Genomic DNA, 24,861 nt, shown 5'->3' with positions numbered 1-24,861 from the left:
ATACGATATGTCACAAAAAAATTTTGCTCTCAGCACAACAAATCTGATCATTTGCGGGATTGCTATTCTTTTAATAATTGTCGGTTTTCTATTGATGACTGGTCCTTCCAGCTCTTTTGAGAATGGATTTGAACCCGACATTTTCAGTGCCAGAAGGATAAAAGCTGCACCCTTGGTTTGTCTTGCCGGATTCGTGCTGATGATCGTGGGCATTCTCTATCCTTCGAAAGTCAGAGCAAAAGGTGATAATCAATAATTCTGGCATCCATCTGTCCAAAACAACAACTTCATGAACATCATTGAGGCAATTGTTATTGCTGTAGTAGAGGGGCTTACAGAGTTCCTTCCCGTTTCATCCACCGGCCACATGATTATCACCCAGGAACTACTGGGTATAGAGAGTACTCCTTTTGTGAAAGCTTTTACCGTCATCATCCAGTTTGGGGCAATCCTGTCTGTGGTGGTCCTGTACTGGAATCGTTTCTTCCGCCTGAATGAAATTGTTGTATTCGATAAGCAGGCATTAAATGGTGTGCCGCCCGGTAAAAAAGGGTGGATAATTCTGAAACGACTTCTATACAAGTTCGATTTTTACTGGAAACTTTTTATTGCAGTCATACCTGCAGGAGTAATAGGTTTGCTGATGGGTGATTATATCGATAGGCTGCTCGAAAGTGTTACGGTGGTTGCCGTGATGCTGGTACTGGGCGGTATCTTTATGTTGTATGTCGATAAATGGTTCAATAAGCCGGTTCAGGATCAGTCGATGAGCTGGCAGCGTGCTCTCAAGATCGGCTTTTTCCAATGTATCGCAATGATTCCAGGTGTTTCCCGCTCCATGGCAACCATTGTCGGCGGTATGGGAACCAGGCTTACTCGGAAGAGTGCTGCCGAGTTCTCTTTCTTCCTGGCTGTGCCGACCATGGCTGCCGCAGCAGGATACAAACTGTTTCAACTGATGAAAGACCCGGTGAGTAGCGCGATGTTGAAAGACAATGTCACATTGCTGCTTATCGGGAATATGGTGGCGTTTATCGTGGCTGTTTTTGCAATCAAATTTTTTATCGATTTCCTTACCAGATATGGATTCAGGGTGTTTGGAATCTATCGGATCATAGTAGGTTCCGTTTTGCTTGTCCTCATCCTTTCCGGTGCCAACGTAAGCATGTAGTCAATGGATTTTATAGAAGGAGAAATTATACATATCGACAAACCGCTTCACTGGACATCATTCCGGGTGGTGCGGGTTGTCCGTGCAAAATTATGCCAGAAGCTGAAGATAAAAAAGTTGAAGGTAGGACATGCAGGTACGCTCGATCCGCTTGCAACGGGTGTGATGACTATCTGCACAGGAAAAAAGACTAAACAGATAGAAACGTTACAGGCACTGACAAAAGAATACATCGCGCAGATCCGGTTGGGGGCAACGACGCCTTCGTTTGATCTGGAAACAGCGATTGACGCCGAATATCCAACCTCTCATATCACCAAAGAGTTGGTTAATGAGGTCCTTCAAAGGTTTAGAGGTACAATTGAACAGGTACCGCCTCTCTTCTCTGCCGTGAAGGTTGAAGGGAGAAGAGCATATGAATTTGCGCGCAAAAATGAGGATGTTGAACTAAAACCCAAATTATTGGTTATAGATGATATCGAATTAATTTTTTACGATCTGCCGGACATTACCCTTCGTGTGGTGTGTAGCAAAGGTACTTATATCAGAGCACTTGCCAGGGATATAGGCGAAGCGTTGCATTCGGGTGCCCATCTGACTGGACTGACACGCACAAGAGTGGGAGAGACTACATTGGACAAGTGCCTAAAAATGGACGAGATAGATCATTTTATAGAAGAAAATACAATAATCATATGAAACTTTCACAATTCAAATTTAATTTGCCGGAGGAGCTCATTGCGAAGTACCCTGCTACACATCGTGATGAAGCACGTCTTCTGGTTGTACACAGAAAAACCGGTGAATTGGAACACAAGGTGTTCAAGGATCTGCTTGAGTACTTCAAACCGAAAGATTTTTTCATCTTCAACGACACCAAGGTTTTTCCCGCACGACTTTATGGGAATAAAGAGAAAACAGGAGCAAAAATAGAAGTGTTCTTATTGAGAGAGCTCAATCCTGATCAACATTTATGGGATGTTTTGGTGAATCCTGCCCGAAAAATCCGTATTGGAAATAAGCTCTATTTCGGTGAAAATGAAGAGTTGGTGGCAGAGGTTATCGATAATACCACGTCGCGTGGGCGGACACTACGATTCCTGTACGACGGGCCTTACGATGAGTTCAAAAAGCAACTGTTCGCCATCGGTGAAACACCCATACCGGAGTATCTTTCACGCGAAGCAATGCCAGAAGATGTGGACAGATATCAAAATATCTTTGCGCAAAAAGAGGGCGCAGTTGTCGCCCCTGCAGCAGGTTTGCATTTCAGTCGCGAGTTGATGAAAAGAATGGAAATCAGAGATATCGAATTCGGTTTTCTCACGCTTCATAATGGACTTGGGGCTTATCGTATGATCGATGTGGAGGATCTGACAAAACATAAGATGGAGTCAGAACAGATGATCATCACCTCAGAATTGTGTAAGAAAGTGAACAAAGCCAAAGACGAAGATCGAAACATCTGTGCTGTGGGTACTTCCGTCCTTCGTGCAGTGGAAACCACTGTGAGTACCGATGGGCATTTAAAGCCCCGGGAGGGATGGACCAATAAATTTATTTTTCCACCCTATGAATTTACACTCACGAACAGCCTGATCACCAATTTTCATTTACCCTATTCCACACTGTTGATGATGGCGTGTGCATTTGGAGGCTATGAAACGATCATGGATACTTATGAAGTAGCCATCAAGGAAAAATATCAGTTCGGAGCATACGGTGACGCAATGTTGATTGTGGATTAAAACCCTATGGCACTTTCCGTAATTTTGGCCTTGGGTTCCAATCTGGGAGATAAACAGCAAAACATCGAAATTGCACTCGATAAGATTGAAGAGCGGGTGGGAAGAATAACTTCCCTATCCGCTTTTTATGTAACTAAACCCGTAGGGTTTCATTCAGAGCATAACTTTGTCAACTGTGTATGCGAAGTAGTTCTGAATATTGACATATTTACCCTATTCGCAATATCTCAATCCATTGAAATAGAGATGGGTAGGTCTAAAAAAAGCATAAATGGCTGTTATGCTGACAGAATCATCGATATTGACCTGATCATGGCGGGCGATTTAATTGTTGACACACCCGAACTCACCATACCGCATCCTGCATTTCATACGCGCGATTTCGTACTAACACCTTTGTGTGAAATAGCCCCCGATATGGTTCATCCGATTTTTGGAAAAACCATTCGTCGATTAAAAGAGGAACTGGACCGGATGCAGTCTGTGGAGTAGGCTTTGTATGTTTTCTTGCCGGAAAGAGTGACTCGTTTGTGAAATATTAATATTTGTAAAAATTGATGATCCCGGCCAGGAAAGCGAAAAATATAAAGAAAAAAATTGCATATTTGTGTCTTAAGGTCTAGAAGAATTTCTCATTATGGCTCTCTTTGGTAATAATTATGATTATTTTCTGGGTTACGCTCTCAGTGGAGGAGGGGCTAAAGGTTTTGCCCATCTGGGAGCGTTACGCGTGTTGGAAAAATGCGAATTAAAGCCCGATATCATTGCCGGGACCAGCGCAGGGGCACTTGCCGGAGTATTTTATGCTGACGGGTACCATCCCGAAGAAATTGCCGATCTCTTTCGCAAGAGAGAGTTTAGAGAGTTTGTTGAGCTTACAATACCCAAAACCGGTTTTTTGAAGAGCACAGGATTGCACAGCTTTCTGAAGAAGAACCTGAGAGCCAGACGGTTCGAGGAGCTTCAGATGCCATTTTGTGCCGTAGCTACCGACTGGAACAGAGCAACTACCGTTGTTTTTTCCAATGGCGACGATCTGGTGGATGCCGTGGTGGCATCCTGTTCTGTACCCGTTGTCTTTTCCCCACAGCATATCCACGGCGTACAATATGTTGACGGAGGCCTATTGAAGAATTTCCCTGTTTCGGTAATCCGAAAGAAATGCAGGTATGTAATTGGTGTAAATGTATCGTTAATGTTACCCCCTGCCGGAAAAAATAATATCAGGACCATGATGGAGAGGACGTTTAACCTGATGTCCAATTCAAACACCCTGTTCGACAAAACATACTGCGATGTCCTGATCGAACCGCAGGGAATAGAAAAGTTTTCGATGTTCGACCTAAATAATCAGAAGATAATTATGGAAGCCGGGTATCACTATGCTGCCCTGAAAATGAGCGAAAAAGAATCGTGGAGGATCGTTGAAAAGTGCCACAAACATTACCAACTGACAAAAAAAATAAGTACTCAGATTGATCGTTTCAGAGGAGGTAAATCATAAAAAACGTATGCACTACAATAAACTTTTTATATATCAGTTACTACCCAGATTATTCGGAAATAGTGCTACGGAAAACAAGTACAGCGGCACTATCGAAGAAAATGGTTGTGGAAAATTTGACGATATTTCCCAGGATGTACTGAAAAAAATAAAAGAGAGCGGATATACCCATGTGTGGTACATTGGTATTATAGCGCACGCTTCGGCAACGGATTACACCGGTTTCGGCATTCCGGCAGAATATCCGGAAATCATCAAGGGAAAGGCGGGTTCACCCTACGCTGTGCGTGATTATTATGATGTGGATCCCGATCTGGCAACGAACATTCCACAAAGGATGCTAGAGTTTGAGAATTTGGTTTATCGTACGCACAAAGCCGGATTAAAGGTGATTATGGACTATGTGCCCAATCATGTGGCACGGAACTATCGGTCGGTCTGTAAACCTGAAGGAATTCCTGATTTCGGGGAAAAAGACAATTCACTCGTCGGTTTTTCACCCAAAAACAACTACTATTATCTCCCGGAAAAAGAGCTGGAGATTCAACTCTCTCCGGAGAAACTGACCAGATTTACCTATAAAGAATATCCGGCAAAAGCCACGGGAAATGACTGTTTCACTCACAGACCGACTCAATACGATTGGTATGAAACGGTGAAGCTTAATTACGGTGTGGATTACCTGAACGGGAAAGCGGTACATTTTGACCCTATCCCCGATACATGGTTGAAAATGAGAGACATTCTTCTCTTTTGGGCAGAAAAAAAGATTGACGGCTTTCGTTGTGATATGGCAGAGATGGTTCCGCTGGCTTTTTGGAGATGGGTAATCCCTCAGATAAAGACCAGATTTCCCGGAATTATTTTTCTCGCAGAAATATATAATCCGACTGCATATCGCGATTTTTTAAAACACAACACCTTTGATTATCTGTACGATAAGGTTGGCCTGTACGATACATTGCGCGATGTGGCGTGCGGTTATCGACCCTCTTCCGACATTACATTCGCGCTGAATAAGGTGGGTGATATCCAACACAAAATGCTCAACTTCCTGGAGAATCACGACGAGCAACGACTGGCATCTGATTATTTTCTGAAAGAGGGTGAGAAGGGAAAGGCAGCCATGATTGTTACCTGCTGCATCAACAGGAACCCTGTGATGGTTTATGCCGGTCAGGAGTTTGGGGAAAGAGGTATGGATGAGGAGGGTTTCAGTGGAAAAAACGGCCGTACAACCATCTTCGACTATTGGTCAGTAGACACTCTTCGCCGATGGAATAATTACGGCAAATGGAACGACAATCTGCTGAGCGAAAAGGAGAGGGAATTGCGCGATTTTTACTGCCGTCTGATCAAATTATGCAACGAGGAAGAAGCTCTTTCAAGTGGACTTTTTTATGATCTGATGAGCGCTAATTATGAAAATCAGGATTTTGACTCCACCCGTTTGTTTGCTTTTTTAAGAGGCAATCAAAAATCACTGTTGCTTGTCGTTGTTAATTTCGATCGAAATATGCAGGAATGTAGCGTGAATATTCCCACCCATGCATTCACTTTTTTCAATGCAGAAGATACCGGCGAAGGTATTTTGACTCCTCTCCTGCATAAGGAACAGAGAGAAATTCTTTTTTCTCTCGAATATCCTTTCAGAATAAAACTTGCACCCTGCACTGGAGAAATATATCGCATTTCTTTTTAAGAAAAATCTATTTATTGCGTATAGTTTTTGTATTTTTGTAGAAACTTTCGTTCGATCAAAATTATTGATTTCAAAGAGAATAATCTCGTAAAAAACTTTTTATTGTTTTCAAAATTAAAAGCATGCAGGAGAGACCTTTTAAAATCTTTTCGGGTAGTAAATCACGTTATTTTGCCGAAAAGGTATGCAACAGCCTAGGTTGCCCGTTGGGTAACATGATTATTGAACATTTTGCCGACGGCGAATTTGCCGTTTCTTACGAAGAATCGATTCGTGGCAAACAGGTATTTCTTATTCAATCCACTTTTCCCAATTCCGATAACCTGATGGAGTTGTTGCTGATGATTGATGCGGCAAAACGTGCCTCAGCAAAATCAATCGTGGCTGTCATACCCTATTTTGGATGGGCACGACAAGACAGAAAAGATAAACCACGCGTGAGTATCGGCGCAAAGCTAATTGCCGATATGCTGGCAGCTGCCGGAATCAACCGGTTAATAACCATGGATCTGCATGCCGACCAAATTCAAGGCTTCTTCAACGTCCCCGTAGACCATCTTTATGCGTCGGGGGTATTTGTTGAGTACATGAAGCAGCTTGATTTGAGCAACATGGTGATTGCCACGCCCGACGTGGGAGGTACGAAACGCGCCAGCGCTTACTCAAAATTTTTGGGTTGTCCCATGGTGATCTGTTACAAGCTCCGCAAAAAAGCGAACGAAATATCGGATATGCAAATCATTGGTGATGTGAGGGGAATGGATGTGTTGCTAATCGACGATATTGTGGATACAGCCGGCACCATCACCAAGGCTGCCAACCTGATTATGGAGAATGGCGCTAATTCAGTGAGAGCCATTGCAAGCCATGCCGTGATGTCTGATCCGGCTTCAGAAAGAGTGGACCAATCGAATCTGAAAGAAATTATTTTTACGGATAGCATCCCTTATTCGAAAAGATCGGAAAAAGTGAAGATCCTTTCCGTAGCAGACATGTTTGCCGACTCCATCATGAGAGTATGCAACAACGAGTCAATCAGCTCGTTATACGTAGTATAACAACTCTGTAGCGTGCGGCAGCACCCGAAGATCCCTGTTTACCTCCTCTGTCAGTTGTTTTATCCCTTCAATTAGATTGACACAGCATGGCAAACAGGGATTTTTTCTACACATTGATATAATTTATGGAAAAGAAAGACTACGCAACCAACGGTTTTAGTACATTTGATTGTTTATGTTCAATATGATTTCACCAAAAAAAATGTCATGATTTACAAAATTGAAGAAATTGAAGGCATCGGGCCCGTGTACGGAAAAATTTTAAAAGAAGCGGGCATTACAAATGCCGATATACTGCTTGAGAAATGCAGCAGCAAAACCGGTCGCACGGCTTTGGCTAAAGAGACCGGTATAGATGAGAAATTGATTCTGAAGTGGACAAATCATGCCGACTTGTTTCGCATTGATGGAATTGGTCCTCAGTTTGCCGAACTGCTTGAAGAGGTTGGTGTGGATACTGTAAAAGAACTTCGGACCCGAAATGCCGAAAATCTTTATGCAAAAATGCAGGAGGTGAACGAAAACAAGAAACTGGTCCGTCGCCTGCCATCACTTAATCAGCTTGTGTCCATGATTGAGAATGCTGGCAGGGCAGAAGCGCGGATGACGTATTAAAAAAGGTAGTGAAACTCACACGGCCGAAAAAACAACAACTGTGTGGGTTATATCAGAGAATAATCTTTGATTATTCTCTGTAGTAGTCCTTTGCATGCATCTTCCAGCAAATCGAGCACCAGCTCAAAATCCGATGAATTGCCGTAATAAGGATCGGGTATTTCGTTGTAATACCCATACTGCAACGAGAATTGTGTTATCAGGTGAATTTTTTCCACCTGTTCGGGTTTGTCAGCGAGTGTTTTCACACTGTTATAATTGTTTTGATCCATTACGACGATATAATCGAAATCGTCAAAATCGCTTTTTCTAAATTTACGGGAATGACTACAGAAGTCATATTTTCTTTTCTCCCCGTGAGCGCGCATTCTTTCATCCGGCAACTCTCCTTCGTGCCAGCCCGATGTGCCGGCGGAGTCCACTTCTATGACATCCTGAAGATCATTTTTTTCCACAATACTTTTCATAATACCCTCTGCAGCCGGTGAACGGCATATATTTCCAAGACAGACAAAAAGCAGGCGGATTTTCTTTTTCTTTTCTTGTGTGGACTCCATCTTTTTCAAACAGTTTTTTTATAACCTTAACAATTTCTGCAAAGATAATAGATTTCTCCCTAAGTCCAAAAAATATGGAATAGATTATTCATAATGAGGCACCCGGGTAGTGTAGCATTTGTATTTTCTGATTATTTCGTTACCTTTGCAGGCTTCAGTGTATTGGTACTAAATAGAATGACAGAAATAGACAAATATCAACAAATTAAAAGAGGTACAGTGGTCCGGGAGGTTACGGCCATAATATTGCACGACGAAAAGAGCAAACTGAAAATTAAAAAGAACAAGATTGCGCGCGCGTTTTATTTTATCGGAGGCACAATATCCCTGGCGCTTGCCATCCTCGGCATTGTTGTTCCCGGCCTTCCGGTCACCCCCCTTGCCCTTTTATCGGCCGTGCTATACGCGAGAAGTTCAAGCAGGCTCTATAATTGGCTATTGAACAGTAAGTTACTTGGTCCCCGGATCAGGAATTACCAAAGGCGGAAAGGCGTAACACGCAAAGGAAAGATCGGGGTAATTGCTTTTATGACGACCATGGTGCTTTTCTCCTCGTTCGTTGTCATCCAAAATATATCCATAAGAATGGTAATCCTTGCTCTCGGAATAATCGGTGCAGTGGTAGTATGGTTTTTTGTGCCTACGGCAAAGAGCGACACGGCTGTACCTGTTGACGCGGTTTCGTCGCCCGAAGAGGGGGAATTACCCGCGTAGGTAGGCAAAATAATATTTCACGACCTTCTTCGATAATAACTCAATATTCAGCATATCAGATGCTTTGGAAATATCTTTTACCGTACCGTCTTTGTAAAGGATATCGATGCTGTCATCTTTTTCACTGTACATATCGGTCGTCACAATATCCGACGAAAGAAAATAGGCAGCTTCGTGGGGACTCAGCCGGTATTTCTTTCTGTATCCATCCAGCAATGCTGTATATTTTTCTTCCGAGGTACGTTGTTCAGTAATTTCAATTTTGAATAGCTTCCGGTTTACCATTGCATCGCTCAACACAGACAACACCTTGTCATCGTGAGTGGACCACACCTTTAGCGAAGTCCATATATCATTGTCATCCAGACTTATAAAGTGACGCATTGCTTCTCCGTTACCGGTGAAGTCGGCCATCGTGGTCTCGTTCCTTAAGAAAAAGGAGAGGGCAGGCGAGGCGAACAGCTTCTCACCGTTCAGGGATAGTTCCCGGGCACGATGAAGTGTATTTATCATCATCTTCTCTGCTGCCAAAGCTGTTTTATGCAGATAGACCTGCCAGTACATCAGCCTCCTTGACATGAGAAAGTTTTCGATGGAATAAATTCCTTTCGATTCTACCACCAACTTGTCGTCCTTCACTTCCAGCATCTTGATGATCCGTGCCGATCCAATATTACCCTCGCTTACACCTGTGAAAAAACTGTCGCGCCGTAGGTAATCGAGCCTGTCCACATCCAATTGTCCACTCACAAGTTGATGAAGAAACCGTTTGGGATAATTGTCGGTAAAAATATCAATGGCTGCCTGCAGCTCTCCTTTCCATTCGTTGTTCATCTGCTGCATCAGCAACAACGAAATGGTTTCATGATTGATGTGTGTCACCAATGTATGTTCCAGAACATGGGAGAAAGGACCGTGTCCGGTGTCGTGCATCAGAATGGCAGCCAAGGCTCCATTATATTCGGACTCGGCAATAGGTTGTCCTTTTTCTTTCAGCGTTTTAAGTGCCTCGTCCATCAGAAACATAGCCCCTATGGAGTGATGAAAACGCGTGTGCTGGGCTCCCGGGTAGACAAAAGAAGCCAATCCCAGCTGTTTGATACGGTTCAGCCGTTGTAGAAAGGGGTGCTGTATCACCTCATATACAAATTCGTTGGGTATACCGATAAACCCGAATACCGGATCATTGATTATTTTTCGTCTCATCATTATGGTAGTCGACGCTCAGTCCTTCTGGAACAGGATATTTGCCTGCATTAGTTTGTGTTTTGGCGTCATGAGTCGGTGAACTTCAAATATTTATCAAGCATCTCTTTCATTTCCTGTTGAAGCTTGCGCGCTTCTTCCCCGGCGGCGATGGCGTAGTTCTCTCCGGAGTCAGCATAAATGACCCCCCGTGATGAATTCACCAGCAGTCCACATTCCTTATTCATCCCATAATGGCATACTTCTTCAAGAGATCCTCCCTGCGCACCCACACCGGGTACCAGGAGAAAATGACCGGGCACGATCCTTCGCACCTCTTCAAACAGTTTGCCTTGCGTAGCGCCCACCACGTACATCATTTGCTCGTCGGTAGCCCATTCACGGGAAACCCGCAACACCTTCTCAAAAAGGCGTTCTCCCTTATCGTCGGCCGTCAGCTGAAAGTCATATGATCCCTTGTTGCTGGTAAGTGCCAGCAGAATCACCCACCGCTGTGGATAAAGCAAGAAGGGCTTCACGCTGTCCTCGCCCATGTAGGGTGCCACAGTAACAGCATCCAGCTTCATTTGGTCGAAAAAGGAACGGGCGTACATCTCGCTGGTATTCCCAATATCTCCCCGCTTGGCATCTGCAATAACAAAATGTTGAGGGTAGCGTTGCCGGATATAAGCCACTGTTTTTTCAAAAGCCAGCCATCCCTTCAAGCCCATGCTTTCATAAAAGGCCAGATTAGGTTTGTAGGCTACACAATAGGGAGCGGTAGCATCAATGATGCCTTTGTTGAAGGTGTAGAGCGGGTCATCGGCATCGAGCAGATGTTCGGGAATTTTTTTAATGTCGCTGTCGAGTCCTACGCAGAGGAAAGATTGCTTTTTTTGTATCTCTTCAAAAAGTTGTTGTTTTGTCATATTTTCAGTTTGATACCTCAATTATTTCCAGGTGCCAGGCATCGGGAATGATTGCGGAGTTGTCAGAATTTTCGTCCAGAATATTTTATACCGATACAATTTTATCTCCTTTTTTTGGAGAAAACAGATAAATCAGATCGGTTGTACTTGCCGACGAGGTATTGAAAAATGCCATGGGGCGATGGGTGATATCATGTTGTTGAAAACTTAAAGGAATTATAAATCGGCTTCCTTCATTCTTTCCGCGTTTTCACTCACCATCAGCTGATCAATCACAGCCTGGATGTCGCCATCCATAAAAGCTGCAAGATTGTAGATGGTGTAGTTGATGCGATGATCAGTGATGCGTCCCTGTGGATAATTGTAAGTGCGGATTTTGGCGGACCGATCTCCTGTGGACACCATGGTCTTCCTTCGGGATGCGATGTCGCCCTGCCGTTTGGAAAGCTCCATGTCGTATAGTTTTGTGCGTAGCATTTGCATCGCCAGCTCCCTATTTTGTAATTGCGAGCGGGCCTGCTGACATACAACTACTATGCCGGTGGGTTTGTGCGTCAGCTGCACCTTTGTTTCCACTTTGTTCACATTCTGTCCCCCGGCACCACTGGAACGTGCTGTATGGAAATCGATATCGGCCGGATTGAGTTCCACATCAAACTCTTCCGCTTCAGGCAGTACGGCCACCGTTGAAGCCGAAGTATGCACTCTTCCCTGTGTTTCTGTCTGTGGCACCCGTTGCACGCGATGTACACCCGACTCATATTTTAACGTACCGTATACATCGCTGCCTGTAATTGTAAATATAATTTCCTTATAGCCACCGGAAGTCCCTTCGGTAAAACTGACCAGTTCCGTTTTCCAGCCTTTACTTTCGCAGTAGCGGGTATACATCTTGTAAAGATCGCCGGCAAAAATGGCTGCTTCATCGCCTCCGGTCCCCCCCCGGATTTCCATAATCACGTTTTTCGCATCCTCAGGATCGGCGGGAATGAGTAACAACTTAATCTGCTCTTCCAGTTGGGGCAACGAAGCGGTGTTCAATGCAAGTTCCTCGTTGGCTAGCTGGCGGAGATCTGTATCGGATTCGTTATCAAGTATATATCTAGCTTCTGCAATACTGTCAAGTGCACTTTTGTACCGATTGCGCACAGCTGCAATCTTTTGTAGTTCACTGTACTCTTTGTTCAGTTTTACGTAACGATCCATGTCCGATATCACGGCCGGATCGGCAATCAGTGTGGCTACTTCCTCGAAGCGGGTGACAAGATGTTGTAATTTATCCAAAAGTGAGTTGTCTGACATAGATTGAATCTGAAGCTTTTTAAAGAAATTTAAAACGGCCGAATTCGCTTTCGATCACCAGTTCCCGCACATGCGATTTCTCCACATGTCCCACAATCCGTGCATCTACATGAAACGACTTTGAAATTTCAATCACACGCTGTGCATGCTCTTCGGGAAGATATAGTTCCATCCGGTGTCCCATGTTGAATACTTTGTACATCTCCTTCCAATCGGTTCCGGACTGTTTTTGGATCAGATCGAACAGAGTAGGGACAGGGAATAGACGATTCTTTACCACTTTCAAATTATTGCCCAGGAAGTGTAAAATTTTGGTTTGTGCACCACCTGAACAGTGAATCATTCCGTGAATATGTTTTCTCAACTCTTTGATTATCTGTATTATAACTGGTGCATAGGTGCGGGTGGGGGAGAGTACTAGTTTCCCCGCTTCCAATCCCAGCTCTTCAATCTCGTCCGTGAGATGAAGGTTTCCCGAATATACCAGATCTGCTGGTATGGAGGTATCGTAGCTTTCCGGATATTTCTGTGCCAGATAATTGGCAAATACATCGTGACGCGCCGAGGTGAGCCCGTTGCTACCCATACCGCCGTTATATTCTTTTTCGTAGGTAGCCTGTCCCGATGAGGAAAGCCCTACGATCACATCTCCAGCCTGTATGTTACCGTTGTCAATTACATCGGAACGTTTCATACGACATGCGACCGTACTGTCCACAATAATTGTCCGCACCAGATCACCCACATCGGCTGTTTCTCCACCAGTGGGGTAAATGTTCAGTCCAAGTGACGAAAGTTCTTCACACAGCTCGTTGGTGGCGTTGATGACGGTGGAAATTACTTCTCCGGGTATCAGCTTTTTATTTCTACCGATGGTGGAAGAAACCAGTATATTGTCCGTAGCACCCACACAAAGAAGGTCGTCCACATTCATGATCAACGCATCCTGGGCAATACCTTTCCAAACGGAAAGATCGCCTGTTTCCCGCCAATAGACGTAAGCAAGTGACGATTTCGTACCAGCGCCGTCTGCATGCATGATGTTGCAATATTCCGGGTCATTACCCAGGTGATCCGGAATAATTTTACAAAATGCCTTTGGAAAAATACCTTTATCAATGTTTTTAATGGCGTTGTGTACATCTTCTTTCGATGCGGAAACTCCACGCTGATTGTATCGTTGGTTGCTCATTGTTGCTGATTTATTCAATGTATGCAAATATTATGCGCTACAGAAGTTGCAGTTTGTGTAATTTTGTGCAAAGATAATAAATATACCATTCAACCGGGGACTTTGTTGAATGAAAAAAGCAAACTTGAATTCCTATAATTACTATTATGTTTAATCAAAATATTCATTTCGACCAATAAATTCCAGATTTGATCATGCAGTCATCCCTATTGTGAATGAAGAGCGATACCGGACCGATATCGCTCTTCTCTTACTATAATTTTCTATGAAATGAATCTGGACGTCAAATCAGAGATTCAATTCTTTTTCTACTGCTTCAAGTTCCGAAGCTTTGTCAACACCCATACTGCTCAGATTGTAATAAACGTTGCGTAATTTGAGTAATGCGGATTCGAGTTCATGCTTTTCGGCGTTGCGACCTCTCAACAGTGTTGCATATTTTTCCAACGAAGGCAATGATTTTTGATAAAGCTCAATGGTAATTTTATCGTTGGCGACCTGTTGTTGTCTGTCGGACAGCATGGCCGTTTTTTCCTTTAGATCCTGAGCCTGAAGAATATAGTTCACAGCGATAGCCTCGAGTGCTCTTTCGCAGTTGGGATCTTGTGTCAGTGCCTTGTTATACTCGGCCTCTGCAGCGGCATAATCGCCCTTCTCAGCCAATAATGCACCTTTTACACTGTTGAGATCACATGCATTGGATGGGTCGTTGTTAATTGCCTGATCAAGATAATTCATTGCTTTTTGGGTATCTCCCTGGCGAATAAATACGTTGATAAGGTTGGGAATGAAATACTTGCTGGATGGAAATCTTTCGGCTCCGAAATTCAACGTTTCGAGGTACTTGGCAGTATCCCCCAAGCTTACATATTCGCTGGCCATCAATTCGTAAATGTCGCTTTCTTTGTATGCACTGTTTTCAATGAAAGGTTCTTTGGCAGCTCGTTCCAACATACTCAGCGCCCTTTTGTGGTCTTCAGCCTGAATGGCGGTGATGATGGCATAATATTTGATTGTCTGGAAAGTGCTGTCCTTGACGAAAGCATCCGCCTGTCCCTCATACATCGGCAATGAAGGAATATCCCAGTAGATTTGGAAGAAATCGGTTGCTTTGTTGTAATTCTTTTGTTCGTTGTAATAAACTCCACCATTTATGTAAAAAGGATGGTTGGCACGGAGAATACCTGCAATGTCTTTCCGGAACTTATTCTTAACCTTGCCTTTTGCATCGGGAAGTTCACCCAGTGAGTCTGCTTTCAGGTATGGCTCATAAGAGTCGTAGAGACCGTCGTACATGACCTTGTCGTTCGCTTGTTTACCGAGCATGGCATTTGTTCTTTGGTTATCAAAAGCCTTGTTGCCTATATCGCCCATTACTTTCCATGTTTCCGGATCGTTTGCAGTCTCCGGATGAGTGGATGCTTGCTTGATCAGCGTACGAGCTTCGTTTAAATCGTCACGGCCCAATGCTCTTTTAGCATCTTTTAATGCCGACTTTTGTGCAAAGATACTCCCTGCTGAAAGAACGGCAATCATAGTAAGGAATAAGATTTTTCTCATTTTACTCATTTTTTAATGTGATTAAATTGATGTTATTTAATACGATTTTGTTTATTCTTTTCTTGAATGTCTATTGAAACTCACTGCAAGCATTTGGTTTCAATTTTCGTTTGTTATTGACTTTGACTGAAAGATTGCAAAAAGTTTAAAATGGAAATTTATTCTTCACTATCGAAATCATCTTGATTGCCGTTAGCATCTTCAGATGGAGCTTCCTCATCCAAAACTTCCGAATTTACCTTGCAAACAGAGGCTATCTCATCGTTTCTTTTTTCCAAATTAATAAGGCGTACTCCTTGAGTAGCTCGTCCCATGATGCGAATATCGGAAATATTCAGACGTATGGTAATTCCTGATTTGTTAATTATCATTAAATCATTATCGTCTGATACACTCTTTATGGCTACCAATTTACCTGTTTTTTCCGTAACATTCAGTGTCTTAACACCTTTTCCTCCTCTGCGGGTGATTCGATAGACCGCCTCACCATCTTCGTCATCGAGCCGCGATCTTTTGCCATACCCCTGTTCTGAAACCACCATAATGGTATTCTCCGAATTGGGTTCCATACAAATCATGCCGATCACGCAATCTTCCCCGTCTTCATCGAGAGTCATTCCCCGCACACCTGTAGCAGTTCGTCCCATTGGGCGCACATCATCTTCTTGAAAGCGGATAGCCCGACCGTTACGGTTCGCCAGGATCACATGCTGTTTACCGTCCGTTAATCGTACCGATATCACCTGGTCTTCTTCCCGGATGGTAATGGCATTCACACCGTTCTGTCTGGGCCTGGAATAGGCTTCAAGCAACGTCTTTTTCACAATACCCTCTTTGGTGCAGAACAGCAGGTAGTGAGAGTTGATGTAATCCTGGTCAGTGAGCGTATCTACCCGCACAAAAGCAGTAACGCTGTCGTCCGGATCAATATTCAACAGGTTTTGAATCGCCCGGCCCTTGGAGTTTTTGGTACCTTCGGGGATTTCAAATACACGCAGCCAGTAACATTTACCCTTTTGGGTAAAGAAAAGCATGTAGTTGTGTGTAGTGGCCGGGTAGATATACTCCACGAAATCTTCTTCCCGCGTATCGGTTCCTCTGGCACCTACCCCTCCTCTGTTTTGGGTATGGAAGTCCGTAAGCGGGGTACGCTTGATATAGCCCATATGGGAAATGGTAATCACCATTTCATCGTCGGCGTAAAAATCTTCCGGATTCATTTCTTCCGATGCGTAGATGATCTCCGAGCGGCGCTTGTCGCCATATTTTTCACGGATTTCAATCAGCTCATCCTTGATCACCTGCATGCGCATTCCTTCGTCGTTCAGGATAGAGTTCAGGTGGGCAATCAGTTTCTGTATCTCGTCGTATTCAGCATGGAGCTTATTCTGCTCAAGACCAGTCAACTGCCTTAATCGCATCTCCACAATCGCACGCGATTGAATATCGCTGAGCGAAAATCGCTCCATCAAACGCTGTATGGCCTCCTGGGGCGTAGAGGATCCCCGGATGATGGCAATCACCTCGTCGATATTGTCGGAAGCAATGATCAACCCCTCAAGAATGTGAGCACGCTCCTCCGCCTTTCGCAATTCGTAGCGGGTACGCCGGATGACCACATCGTGACGGTGCTCCACAAAGAGCTCAATTATCCTTTTGAGGTTCAGCAGTTCGGGGCGTCCTTTCACTAGCGCAATATTGTTAACACTGAACGAAGATTGCAGCGCAGTCAGTTTGTATAACTTATTGAGGACAATGTTTGCATTGCCGTCTCGTTTGATATCCACCACAATACGCATACCGTCTCTGTCTGACTCATCGTTGATGTTGGATATTCCTTCGATCCTCTTCTCGGTGACCAGATCGGCAACATGTTTGATAAAATCGGCTTTGTTTACCAGGTAGGGAATTTCAGAAATGATGATCTTATCGTGTGTCTTCCCCGACTCTATCTCTGCTTTTCCGCGCATTACAATGCGCCCCCTGCCCGTCTCGAATGCCTCCTCAACGCCTTTATATCCATAAATATAGGCTCCGGTAGGAAAGTCTGGAGCCTTGATATACTGCATCAATCCTTTGGTATCGATATCGTTATCATCGATGTAAGCGATGATGCCATCCACACATTCTGTAAGGTTGTGCGGCGCCATATTGGTGGCCATCCCTACAGCAATACCGGAAGAACCGTTCATCAACAGATTGGGAATGCGCGTGGGGAGGACAGTCGGCTCCTGCAGTGTATCATCAAAGTTATATTGAAAATCGACCGTCTCCTTGTCGATATCCCGCAACATCTCTTCGGCAAGCTTATTCAGTCTTGCTTCGGTATATCGCATGGCGGCGGGACTGTCTCCATCCACACTACCCATATTTCCCTGTCCGTCCACCAGAGTATAGCGCATGCTCCAGTCCTGTGCCAGTCGAACCATGGCGCCATATACAGATGAATCACCGTGCGGGTGGTACTTACCCAATACCTCACCGACAATTCTGGCAGACTTCTTGTGGGGCTTATCGGGAGTATTGCCCAGCTCCGACATACCAAATAAAATACGCCGGTGTACTGGTTTAAATCCATCCCGCACATCGGGCAACGCGCGGGAAACGATCACGGACATCGAATAATCGATGTACGATGATTTCATTTCATCTTCGATATTAATCTTGATGATTCTGTCTTCCTGATCAATCATATTAAAATGTGATAATTCTCTTCAATAACTTTTTGTATGTAGCTCATTAATAGGCAAATAAATCTCTTAAAGAGTATGCCGTTTGATTACACTAAGATACGGCTTTTCTTTGGATTTAACAAAAAACAGAGAGACATTTGCTCTCTGTTTTAATCTTTTTTATGTGGCTTATTTTCCGTGACAGCTTTTGTACTTTTTACCACTACCACAAGGACAGGGATCGTTTCGGCCTACCTTTTTCTCTACGCGGATTGGTTCCAGTTTCTGGGGTTGTCGCGGTTGCTGAGCCGCACTATTTTCCCCTTTTCCGGGTACCATGCCGTCCGAATCTTCTTTTTGGGTCCGATACCGACTGTAGTCGGTCTTTTGCTCCGGGGCGGCCCGGCGAACGCTGGCCGGATCCTGCACCGGTATCTGGCCACGCATGAGAATGGAGACAGCTTTCGAATTCACATCGTTGATCATTTCCCGGAAAAGGCTAAACGATTCCAGCTTATAGATCAGGAGTGGATCCTTTTGCTCGTAACTGGCATTCTGAACAGATTGGCGCAATTCATCCATTTCGCGGAGATGCTCTTTCCAATCTTCGTCGATGGTATGTAGGAGAATCGATTTTTCAAAAGCTTTCACCAATGCTCTGGAACTTGTTTCATAGGCTTCTTTCAGGTTGCAGGAAATATTATATACTCTTTTCCCGTCGGTAATGGGAATGAGAATATTCTCGTACATAGCTCCCTGGTTCTCATAGACCTGTTTTATGACCGGCTGGGCTACCTCGGCCAATCTCTCGGTCTTACGTTTGAATGCTTCAAAAGCTTTGGCAGTAACAGCCTCTACCTGCTCCTCTTCTTTCAGGCCCTTCATATCCTGCTCCTTAAAAGGAACTTCAAGTGCCATTACCCGAAGAAGGTCGAGTTTCATGCTCTGGTAATCATCTTCATTTGACTCCACAATGTTGCGGGCTGTTTCCGAGATCATGCTGGCCACGTCATTGTCAATGCGTTCTCCCATCAGAGCGTGGCGGCGACGTTTGTAGATCACTTCCCGCTGCGAGTTCATTACATCATCATACTCCAGCAAACGCTTGCGAATACCAAAATTGTTTTCTTCCACTTTCTTTTGGGCACGCTCCACTGATTTGCTCAACATGCTGTGTTCCAGAACATCGCCCTCTTTGAAGCCCATCTTGTCCATCAATCCGGCAATGCGTTCTGTGGCAAAGAGTCGCATTAGGTCATCTTCAAGCGAAACGAAGAAAACAGATGAGCCCGGGTCTCCCTGACGACCGGCACGACCACGCAGCTGACGGTCCACACGCCGCGATTCGTGACGTTCCGTACCGATAATGGCTAACCCTCCCGCGGCTTTTACATCGGGAGACAGTTTGATGTCGGTACCGCGACCGGCCATGTTGGTAGCAATGGTCACCACACCACTCTGTCCTGCGTGCGCCACAATTTCTGCTTCACGCTGATGGAGTTTGGCATTCAGCACATTGTGCTTTATTTTCCGCAACGCAAGCATGCGGCTCAGTAACTCGGAGATCTCTACGGAGGTAGTTCCCACCAATACCGGTCGCCCGGCGCCAATAAGCTTTTCTATCTCCTCAATAACTGCGGTATATTTTTCGCGTTTCGTCTTATAGATGCGGTCGTTCTGATCGTCGCGGATAATTGGCTTGTTGGTGGGGATAACCACCACGTCCAGTTTGTAGATATCCCAAAACTCACCTGCTTCGGTCTCGGCAGTACCGGTCATTCCTGCAAGCTTACTATACATCCGGAAGAAATTCTGCAGGGTGATGGTGGCAAATGTCTGCGTTGCAGCCTCTACTTTCACGCGTTCCTTTGCTTCGATAGCCTGATGAAGACCATCGGAATAACGACGTCCTTCCATAACACGCCCTGTTTGTTCATCGACAATCTTCACCTTGTTGTCGATCACAACATACTCATCGTCCTTCTCAAACAGAGTATAGGCTTTGAGCAGCTGATTCACCGTATGTACCCGTTCCGATTTAATGGCAAAGTTTTGCAGTAGTTCGTCTTTCCTTGCGGCTTTCTCCTCGTCGGTACCGGCCGAGTGTTCCAGATCCGACAGTTGCGAAGCAATGTCGGGAAGAATGAAAAATTGCGGATCATCCGATTTTCCGGTCAGCATGTCGATTCCCTTGTCGGTCAGCTCAATGCTGTGGAGCTTTTCGTCGATTACGAAATAGAGCGGATCGGTCACGATGTGCATATTGCGCATCTGCTCCTGCATATAAAATGCTTCGGTCTTGAGCATGGCAGCTTTGACACCCTGCTCGCTAAGAAACTTAATCAACGGTTGGTACTTCGGCATTCCCTTGTAGGAACGAAAAAGCAATAAAGCACCCTCTTCCTGTTCTTTGGGATCGGATGAAGCCATCTTCACTTTCGCCTCGGCAAGCAGGCGGGTAGTGAGGTCGCGCTGCGCTTTCACAATTACCTCCACGCGGGGACGGAACAGGTCGAACAGCTGGTCATCGCCCTTGGGTACCGGGCCTGAAATGATCAACGGTGTCCGTGCATCGTCAATCAGCACCGAGTCCACCTCGTCCACAATGGCATAATTGTGCTTCCTTTGTACCAGATCTTTGGGGGAGACAGCCATGTTGTCACGGAGATAATCAAAGCCAAACTCATTGTTGGTTCCAAAGGTGATATCCGCCTCGTATGCCTTGCGACGTGCATCGGAGTTGGGCTCGTGCTTATCGATGCAATCGACAGATAGACCGTGAAACATGTACATAGGCCCCATCCACTCGGAGTCACGCTTCGAAAGATAATCGTTCACGGTCACCACATGCACCCCCTCGTGAGTAAGTGCATTTAAAAATACGGGAAGGGTGGCGACCAGCGTTTTACCTTCTCCCGTAGCCATCTCGGCTATTTTACCCTGATGAAGCACCACACCGCCAAAGAGCTGTACATCGTAGTGAATCATGTCCCAGGTAATCTCGTTTCCTCCGGCGACCCAATGATTCTGATAGATTGCCTTCTCTCCTTCAATACGGACAAAATCATGCGTGGCAGCCAGATCACGGTCGAAACTGGTTGCTGTGACCACGATCTCTTCGTTTTCGGTGAAACGGCGGGCAGTCTCTTTCATGATAGAGAAAGCATCGGGCAGTATCTCGCTCAACACCTTCTCATATTTCTCGGTAATATCTTTTTCTAGCTTATCGACCTGGTTCCATACGGCTTCACGGTCGTCCAGGTCAATCTCTTCCATGCCGGCCTTTAACTTCTCAATCTGTGCTCTCTCCTCTGCGACCTGCTCCCGGATATGTTTTTCGAGCTCTTTCGTTTTTTCACGAAGGTCGTCGTTAGAGAGTTGTTCAATGGCGGTATAAGCTTCTTTTATTCGCTTAACGACCGGATTTATTTCGTTCAGGTCGCGCTGAGCCTTGTTTCCAAATATTTTTGAAATAATGTCGTTGAATCCCATATTCTGTATGTTGTTCTTTTATTGCGGGATGCATCTGTTGCCTCCCATATTGAATGATTTCGATATAAATGTGTTTTCTGTATCAAAACAGTTCTTTCAGAATCTCTCCGCCGGCTGCGTTGGGAGCTCTGATACGCAAACGATAAGCCACGCTGGGCGCTATTTCTGTTGCTTCAATGGTTCGTTCAACCTTTTGCGGTTTAATGTTGCTGCCAAAAAAGATTACCGGAGAGACAACTGCATTGTACCGTACCCGGTATGAATCGGACGACTGTGGCTCAATCACCTTCCAGCCCGGCTGTAATTCCAGAAAAAGATCGCCCGATACTCCTTTGTAATACCCGTTCCGGTAATATTGTACATTTTCGTTGTATGCACCGTGGAGCATCTGGTGCGAGGTGATCACATCCTGCACACCTGCAGATTGGACAAGAAACTCGGCTGCTTTTTGCTGAAAATCAACTAAGTCAATCTTTTTGTCTTCCAGAAGCTTCCTGTCAAAAAAGATCTGGCAGTTGTAGTATTTCTTGATCCATTGCTCCCGGCCATAAAGTGCCATCAGGTACATATTAAGAAGTGCCTGGCTCCGGTCCGGATGAAAATCACCGCCCGACGTAACCATCCCTTCGGGAAGGGTCTCCTGCTCGTTGAAGTAGCCAGTAGAAACCACGAAGATCAGTGTGTTTTTAATTCCCACTGTTGCCTCAATGGCATCGAGCAATTTGCCAAGCTCCTGATCGAGACAATAGTAGGTATCCTGAATCTCTACCGAGTAATTTTTATCAAGAGCCTTCTCGTAGTTCCCTGCATAAAAAGTGAGAGCCAGGTAGTCAGGATTCATTCTCTGCCCGAGAGAACTGGATTCCAACACCTTGATTGCCATCTCAGCCACCTCCCTGTTCACATAGGGCGACTGTTTGAACAAACGTATATTGTCTTTCTTGTCTAGTCCGAAGTAATGCTGAAAATTATACCGGTTTTTAGTATAGGGGAAAGCATTGTAACGCGCTATATCGATAGCAGGTCGCCAGGTAATGCTGCCGATTGTATTCGTGAGTGACTGGGCGCTGCGGTTATACTGATCTACTATCGGCTGTTTGTTTTTGTAAAAGGTTGTGGTAGCCCATTTGCCGGTAACATCTTCAATCCAGTATGCACCGCTGGCAGCATGCCCGCCTGAAGCCAGCGCCTGCGAGGCGTCGGGCGCAAAAGCATAAATATCGGACTGACCGCCCGAGGCGATCTTCAGTTCATCGGCAAGGGTGGACACTTTTATGGGGAGTGGCGACCGCTTGTCGGTAGTGAAATTTCCCAAATAGTTATCGTCGAAAAAGGAGAATTCCTCCCGGTTCTGTGCAACGATATACTTTTTTTCAGCAGTGATACCGTGATAAGAAGGATTGGCTCCGGTAAAAATGGTGGTAATGGTAGAGGCTTTGTCAAGATTCGGAAAGTCGTAATGCACATTGCTGTACACCAACCCATTGGCAAGCAGCCTATTAAATCCTTTCTGTCCGAAAGTATGGCGAAACATCTCCAGATAATCGCCACGGAGCTGATCGATAGTAATTCCCACAACCAACTTGGGCACTTCTCCCGCAGGATTCTGTGCACATAGTGCGGTAATCGAAAAGAAAGCCACCAAAGAAGATAATACCCTGATCATTATACGTACACATCATTTACCGATTCACTGTCCCCATCCCGCTTTGAGATATCTGCTCGATCTGAATCGCTTGTTTTTTAATTTCATTTTTCTCCAAATAAGTATGTTTGTGCCCGATCTGAGCCACAGACTCATTGAGAATGGGATAGTAGCTGCCGGTAATGTTTGCGGTATCAACCACCATAATAATAGAAAAAGCGTTAGGACTGCAAAGTTAATGATTTGATAGAAATAAACGACGTTCTTTGCCGATTTTACCCAAAATAAAAAGGCCGCGATAAGTGCAAAAAGGTTTAACCAGACAAAATTCCAGTTGGGACGCATCGCAGGGTGTGCGGAAAAAAACATCATAAAAAAAAGAATTCCTCCTCCCAGACCGGCAATACCAAACAAGATGGTATCATAAAACAGGGTAAGCTTCGTTGGGCTGAGCTTGAACAGCTGAGTCAGGCTGATAAACAGGGTAAGCAAAAGCAGTAAAATAGCTGCAGCTAGTGGGGTAAACTTGCTGACCGCTTTTGGACTGTTTGTTTCGCTATTGGGCTCCAGTACGATTTCCTTCTGTTGTACCAGCGAAAAGCGTAATGTATCGTTCTTTTGTACGGAGGCATCATTAAAAGAGTCCATCAGATAACGGGGAATAAACATCTTCTCTCTCACATCGATGGTCCTGTCTGCGTCATTCCCAATGATCAGGTCGATGCCGAAATGCAGCCAGGGGTATCCTACTACGCACTCCTTCACCAGATCACGATATGTTTGCTCCTGAGGTGTGGGAGAATATTGGATGAGGCCATCCGCATAATGTTCCACCATATCCCGTGGACGGGTAGCGCAATTGTCGTAAAAATAATTGTATCGATATTCCCGGTTTTCCGGCAAGGCGTTAACAGAGAGGGCTTCGTAGAGCTGTTGTTTTTTGTCAGGAGACAGATTCAATTCCTGCGCTATTACCTGCTGGCCTCTGTGTGCATATTCCGACAAAAAATCCTGAAAAGAGGTAACTCCCAGAATATAGTCTGTCTCTCCCCTGACAAAGTGGTAGATGAAGTTGGGTTGCGAAGAATCAAAATAACCGTAATTGAAGACGGCATTCACACCCGTTGAATCGTCTTGTACAAAGATGGCCGTATGGCCAAACAGCGCATATACGGCCCCGTGCCAGGGAGAAGCGGTAAGCAGACTTATTTTTGCACTATCACTCAGCTGCACCTGGGCGGGTGCGGGGGAAACGGCGAGCGTAAGTAGCAGGAGCAGTACTGCCGGTATTAATCGTTTCATTGAATTTCTTTTATTTCATGAACCATCGCGTGACAAAAATAGACAAAATTGTGCTAAATTCATACTCATAAAACGAAAAAACGGCGATCTGTAATGACCGCCGTTTCATTTCAATACCTTTTTTCAGGAAAATTTTATTTTTTCTTGTTACGGTTTCCGTAACGGTTCATGAACTTATCCACACGTCCTGCAGTATCTACCAGTTTTTGTTTTCCGGTATAGAAAGGATGGGAAGCACTTGTGATCTCAAGTTTTACCAACGGATAAGTAACGCCATCTATTTCAATAGTTTCCCTCGCATTGATTGTAGAGCGGGAGATAAAGATCTCTTCGTTCGACATATCTTTGAAAACTACCGGGCGGTAATTGTTGGGATGAATTTCTTTCTTCATATGTTTTATTATTTTCGTCTCAATTTTCGGATGGCAAAGATAGCACAATCCTTTAAAATAAAAAAATAAATAGGTTTCTTTTTTCTTTTATCAGGATTATCTGTTAAATTGTGGTCGTTTT

At 44.7% G+C, this 24,861-nt stretch carries 21 protein-coding genes; 10 read left to right on the top strand and 11 right to left on the bottom strand.

Features of this window, described 5'->3' with window-relative positions; genetic code table 11:
* The first annotated feature begins 7 nt into the window (after positions 1 to 7).
* The 9 genes from B3Z75_RS10400 (at position 8) to B3Z75_RS10360 (ending at position 7,798) form a co-directional block, all read left to right on the top strand.
* Entirely contained in the window at positions 8 to 256 is a 249-nt protein-coding gene (locus B3Z75_RS10400) for a DUF3098 domain-containing protein (protein ID WP_294071288.1), read from the top strand.
* A gap of 33 nt (positions 257 to 289) precedes the next feature.
* Positions 290 to 1,171, top strand: a complete 882-nt coding sequence (locus B3Z75_RS10395; RefSeq protein ID WP_294071285.1) for an undecaprenyl-diphosphate phosphatase — start codon at positions 290 to 292, stop codon at positions 1,169 to 1,171.
* Between the two features lie 3 nt (positions 1,172 to 1,174).
* A complete protein-coding gene (gene truB, locus B3Z75_RS10390) occupies positions 1,175 to 1,870 on the top strand; it encodes a tRNA pseudouridine(55) synthase TruB (protein ID WP_294071282.1) in 696 nt (231 codons plus the stop codon).
* Positions 1,867 to 2,919 (top strand): tRNA preQ1(34) S-adenosylmethionine ribosyltransferase-isomerase QueA, encoded by a 1,053-nt coding sequence (gene queA, locus B3Z75_RS10385; RefSeq protein WP_294071279.1) that lies wholly within the window; start codon positions 1,867 to 1,869, stop codon positions 2,917 to 2,919. Before truB ends, queA begins: the two co-directional genes overlap by 4 nt.
* Before the next feature lie 6 nt (positions 2,920 to 2,925).
* On the top strand, positions 2,926 to 3,411 hold the full coding sequence (gene folK / locus B3Z75_RS10380) for a 2-amino-4-hydroxy-6-hydroxymethyldihydropteridine diphosphokinase (protein ID WP_294071276.1): 486 nt from the start codon (positions 2,926 to 2,928) through the stop codon (positions 3,409 to 3,411).
* Positions 3,412 to 3,556: 145 nt separating this feature from the next.
* A complete protein-coding gene (locus B3Z75_RS10375) occupies positions 3,557 to 4,423 on the top strand; it encodes a patatin-like phospholipase family protein (protein ID WP_294071273.1) in 867 nt (288 codons plus the stop codon).
* Positions 4,424 to 4,430: 7 nt separating this feature from the next.
* Positions 4,431 to 6,125: an alpha-amylase family protein gene (locus B3Z75_RS10370; protein ID WP_294071270.1), complete on the top strand. Its 1,695-nt coding sequence runs from the start codon at positions 4,431 to 4,433 to the stop codon at positions 6,123 to 6,125.
* Positions 6,126 to 6,247: 122 nt separating this feature from the next.
* The gene (locus B3Z75_RS10365; protein WP_294071267.1) at positions 6,248 to 7,183 is read left to right on the top strand and encodes a ribose-phosphate pyrophosphokinase; all 936 of its coding nucleotides are present in this window, start codon (positions 6,248 to 6,250) and stop codon (positions 7,181 to 7,183) included.
* Between the two features lie 207 nt (positions 7,184 to 7,390).
* Positions 7,391 to 7,798 carry a DUF4332 domain-containing protein gene (locus B3Z75_RS10360; protein ID WP_294071264.1) on the top strand — a complete coding sequence of 136 codons (408 nt, stop codon included), beginning with the start codon at positions 7,391 to 7,393 and terminating at the stop codon, positions 7,796 to 7,798.
* 47 nt (positions 7,799 to 7,845) lie between these two features.
* Here B3Z75_RS10360 and B3Z75_RS10355 read toward each other — a convergent pair whose 3' ends face one another.
* A complete protein-coding gene (locus tag B3Z75_RS10355; protein ID WP_294071262.1) occupies positions 7,846 to 8,355 on the bottom strand; it encodes a low molecular weight protein-tyrosine-phosphatase in 510 nt (169 codons plus the stop codon).
* A 177-nt stretch (positions 8,356 to 8,532) separates the two neighbouring features.
* On the opposite strand from B3Z75_RS10355, the gene B3Z75_RS10350 reads away from it, so the two are divergent.
* On the top strand, positions 8,533 to 9,069 hold the full coding sequence (locus tag B3Z75_RS10350) for a YbaN family protein (protein ID WP_294071259.1): 537 nt from the start codon (positions 8,533 to 8,535) through the stop codon (positions 9,067 to 9,069).
* Here B3Z75_RS10350 and B3Z75_RS10345 read toward each other — a convergent pair.
* The 10 genes from B3Z75_RS10345 to B3Z75_RS10300 all read right to left on the bottom strand — a co-directional run bounded on the left by B3Z75_RS10345 (position 9,058) and on the right by B3Z75_RS10300 (position 24,740).
* Positions 9,058 to 10,278 (bottom strand): HD domain-containing protein, encoded by a 1,221-nt coding sequence (locus B3Z75_RS10345; protein WP_294071256.1) that lies wholly within the window; start codon positions 10,276 to 10,278, stop codon positions 9,058 to 9,060. The genes B3Z75_RS10350 and B3Z75_RS10345 overlap by 12 nt on opposite strands.
* Before the next feature lie 65 nt (positions 10,279 to 10,343).
* The gene (gene pyrF / locus B3Z75_RS10340; RefSeq protein ID WP_294071253.1) at positions 10,344 to 11,183 is read right to left on the bottom strand and encodes an orotidine-5'-phosphate decarboxylase; all 840 of its coding nucleotides are present in this window, start codon (positions 11,181 to 11,183) and stop codon (positions 10,344 to 10,346) included.
* Between the two features lie 216 nt (positions 11,184 to 11,399).
* Positions 11,400 to 12,485 (bottom strand): peptide chain release factor 1, encoded by a 1,086-nt coding sequence (prfA, locus tag B3Z75_RS10335; protein WP_294071250.1) that lies wholly within the window; start codon positions 12,483 to 12,485, stop codon positions 11,400 to 11,402.
* Positions 12,486 to 12,504: 19 nt separating this feature from the next.
* Positions 12,505 to 13,677: an AIR synthase related protein gene (locus tag B3Z75_RS10330; RefSeq protein WP_294071246.1), complete on the bottom strand. Its 1,173-nt coding sequence runs from the start codon at positions 13,675 to 13,677 to the stop codon at positions 12,505 to 12,507.
* Positions 13,678 to 13,965: 288 nt separating this feature from the next.
* A complete protein-coding gene (locus B3Z75_RS10325; RefSeq protein WP_294071243.1) occupies positions 13,966 to 15,237 on the bottom strand; it encodes a tetratricopeptide repeat protein in 1,272 nt (423 codons plus the stop codon).
* A 158-nt stretch (positions 15,238 to 15,395) separates the two neighbouring features.
* Positions 15,396 to 17,930 (bottom strand): DNA gyrase subunit A, encoded by a 2,535-nt coding sequence (gyrA, locus tag B3Z75_RS10320; protein WP_294071240.1) that lies wholly within the window; start codon positions 17,928 to 17,930, stop codon positions 15,396 to 15,398.
* A gap of 168 nt (positions 17,931 to 18,098) precedes the next feature.
* Positions 18,099 to 21,401, bottom strand: coding sequence for a preprotein translocase subunit SecA (gene secA, locus B3Z75_RS10315; protein WP_294071237.1), 3,303 nt, complete (start codon positions 21,399 to 21,401; stop codon positions 18,099 to 18,101).
* An 82-nt stretch (positions 21,402 to 21,483) separates the two neighbouring features.
* Entirely contained in the window at positions 21,484 to 23,067 is a 1,584-nt protein-coding gene (locus B3Z75_RS10310) for an alkaline phosphatase family protein (protein WP_294071234.1), read from the bottom strand.
* Positions 23,068 to 23,091: 24 nt separating this feature from the next.
* Complete coding sequence (locus B3Z75_RS10305) at positions 23,092 to 24,348, bottom strand: DUF4105 domain-containing protein (RefSeq protein ID WP_294071231.1); 1,257 nt, start codon at positions 24,346 to 24,348, stop codon at positions 23,092 to 23,094.
* A 134-nt stretch (positions 24,349 to 24,482) separates the two neighbouring features.
* A complete protein-coding gene (locus B3Z75_RS10300; RefSeq protein ID WP_294071228.1) occupies positions 24,483 to 24,740 on the bottom strand; it encodes a type B 50S ribosomal protein L31 in 258 nt (85 codons plus the stop codon).
* Between the last annotated feature and the right edge of the window lie 121 nt (positions 24,741 to 24,861).

It is taken from the genome of Proteiniphilum sp. UBA1028 (assembly GCF_002316955.1).
Lineage (GTDB): Bacteria > Bacteroidota > Bacteroidia > Bacteroidales > Dysgonomonadaceae > Proteiniphilum.
This window is presented reverse-complemented; position numbering and strand designations above follow the sequence as displayed.